Source organism: Bartonella sp. MU37NMGALS, from assembly GCF_042194015.1.
Classification (GTDB): domain Bacteria; phylum Pseudomonadota; class Alphaproteobacteria; order Rhizobiales; family Rhizobiaceae; genus Bartonella; species Bartonella grahamii.
Window position 1 is genome coordinate 1 of the sequence record NZ_JBHIML010000062.1, and the last position, 1,977, is coordinate 1,977.

At 35.6% G+C, this 1,977-nt stretch carries 4 protein-coding genes and 1 pseudogene; 3 read left to right on the plus strand and 2 right to left on the minus strand.

Annotated elements, in window-relative coordinates; all coding sequences use genetic code 11:
* Nucleotides 1-138 (plus strand): annotated as a pseudogene (locus ACFIJP_RS08855) (late control protein); the annotation flags it as partial.
* A gap of 314 nt (nucleotides 139-452) precedes the next feature.
* Complete coding sequence (locus tag ACFIJP_RS08860) at nucleotides 453-980, plus strand: antA/AntB antirepressor family protein (RefSeq protein ID WP_273783424.1); 528 nt, start codon at nucleotides 453-455, stop codon at nucleotides 978-980.
* A 46-nt stretch (nucleotides 981-1,026) separates the two neighbouring features.
* Here ACFIJP_RS08860 and ACFIJP_RS08865 read toward each other — a convergent pair whose 3' ends face one another.
* Nucleotides 1,027-1,347 carry an addiction module antidote protein gene (locus tag ACFIJP_RS08865; protein ID WP_006589073.1) on the minus strand — a complete coding sequence of 107 codons (321 nt, stop codon included), beginning with the start codon at nucleotides 1,345-1,347 and terminating at the stop codon, nucleotides 1,027-1,029.
* A complete protein-coding gene (locus ACFIJP_RS08870; RefSeq protein ID WP_317994005.1) occupies nucleotides 1,334-1,636 on the minus strand; it encodes a type II toxin-antitoxin system RelE/ParE family toxin in 303 nt (100 codons plus the stop codon). The genes ACFIJP_RS08865 and ACFIJP_RS08870 overlap by 14 nt, the downstream gene beginning before the upstream one ends.
* A 159-nt stretch (nucleotides 1,637-1,795) precedes the next feature.
* Between ACFIJP_RS08870 and ACFIJP_RS08875 the strand changes: the two genes are divergently transcribed.
* Nucleotides 1,796-1,977 (plus strand): lysozyme (locus ACFIJP_RS08875; RefSeq protein ID WP_375627034.1); only part of this gene is annotated, 182 nt, incomplete at its 3' end.

A 1,977-nucleotide genomic window follows, 5' to 3' on the forward strand; every position in this document is an offset into this window, starting at 1 on the left:
GATAAAGCGCAAGAAGATGCGGCTGGAAACGTTGCAAACACAACACCAGACAAGGATGATACCCTTGATCCAAACGCTCCACCAAACGCATGCGACGAAGGCGAAGGCGTCATCCATATGGATGAAGAAGATAGATAAGTCAAATTAGCAAAAATATCAAAAAATTATCAGAAGCTACTTGACAATGTGGTAACAATATGAATAATCGAATCAGGTGCCTCAAAAACACCTTAAACCAATAGCGGATAGATTGCCGAAACAATCTTTTCTCCGCACGTTTAAAGGCTTTGACTCATTGTATGTTACACGCATATAATGACTTTGTCGGGTGTAGTTACGCTATACAATACCCTTTTGGGAAAAGCATAACGACGGACTTACTACCGTGTTTCTTAGCACCCGGCACTTTTTAAAAGTGTCATTAAGAAACATCTAAATAGTAAGGAATTCTTATGAACACTCTTATAGAAATTAAAGAACAAAATATTGGTCAAGAAACTGTTCAAACGGTTAACGCACGTGAATTACATACGTTTTTAGAAGTCAACTCTAAATTTGCAGATTGGATTGTACGTCGTATTAAAGAATATGGATTTTTGGAAAATCAAGATTATGGTTTTACGTTTCTCAAAAATGAGAAACGTAAAAATGTTATAAGTAAAGAATATCATCTCACCTTAGATATGGCAAAAGAGCTCTCAATGGTTGAGCGCAATGAGAAAGGACGTCAAGCTCGTCGTTACTTTATTGAATGTGAAAAGAAACTAAAAAGTCAATTTGTTGATTATGATGATATACGTTTTGCTTTCCCAAAAGATTGGGATAAAATGTCTCCAACTAAAAAGGCTGTTTACATTTATGGACCTCTCCACATGCATCTTGTCAAAGCCTTTACGTTGGTAGAAGAAAGCAAGCATTACAAAGCCATAATCAAAGAAGCAAAACAAGTCTTAGAAAGATCTGTAGTGAAAGCCGCTTAAGTAAAAAATATGCCTCCCCTCCCCGTTCTCAAAAATGGGAAGGTGGTCAAGATGCTTCTTCTAAAGCCGCTTGTTCCTTACAATTATTTTGGATAGGCGTTAAGCTAATCTGCAAATTTAAAGCACTCAAAACACTAAGAAAAGTAGAAAGTCGTGGATCACCTTTATCGCTTAAAGAACGATAAAGAGACTCGCGATTTAGTCCTGTCTCTTGAGAAACAGTTGTCATTCCTTGTTTACGCGCAATAATACCTAATACATGTGCAATATAGCCACTATTTTTGGTTTCTAAAGCATCATCTAATAAAATCTTAAAGTCTTCAGGCGTATTAAAATATTCACTTACATCAAATTTAGTAATTTCCATGTTTCATTTCCTTTACTAATTGAAGGGCTTTTTCGATATCTTTTTGTTGTGTGGATTTATCACCAGCATTTAACAATAAAATGATTTGTTTTCCTTGTTTTACAAAATAAACCCGATAGCCTGGTCCATAATTTATTTTTAACTCACCAATACCACGGAAATATTTCACGTCTCCTAGAAGCCCATATTCAAGGCGGAAAATACGTGCAGCAATTTTCTTTTGCACTTGTTTGTCTTTTAATGAGTCTAACCACTCTGTAAAATAGTGTGTTTTTTTAACAATAAACATCTGTAGTTTATATGCTACAAAATTGATAATGTCAAATACATTCTTTTGTTCCAATGAAAAAGCGACATGAGTTTTAACAAGCTATCTTTCCGAATGGGAAAGATGTCAATTTTTTAATCCAGCTCTGCTTTTTGCGGGGCTTTTTTTATGGAGAATCATATGCGAAAAATATCATCAGAAGGACTAGCACTTATCAAACAGTGGGAAGGTTTGCGTTTGAACGCCTATAAAGATGCCATTGGGGTGTGGACAATAGGTTATGGACATACAAACAGTGCTGGAAAACCTTTTATTTACGAAGGCATGACAATCACTGAAAAGCAAGCAGAAGAACTTCTTTG

Bases quoted from the DNA above. Each gene is read 5' to 3' on its own strand.
- ACFIJP_RS08860 (WP_273783424.1), top strand. From the start codon at position 453: ATGAACACTCTTATAGAAATTAAAGAACAAAATATTGGTCAAGAAACT.
- ACFIJP_RS08865 (WP_006589073.1), bottom strand. From the start codon at position 1,347: ATGGAAATTACTAAATTTGATGTAAGTGAATATTTTAATACGCCTGAA.
- ACFIJP_RS08870 (WP_317994005.1), bottom strand. From the start codon at position 1,636: ATGTTTATTGTTAAAAAAACACACTATTTTACAGAGTGGTTAGACTCA.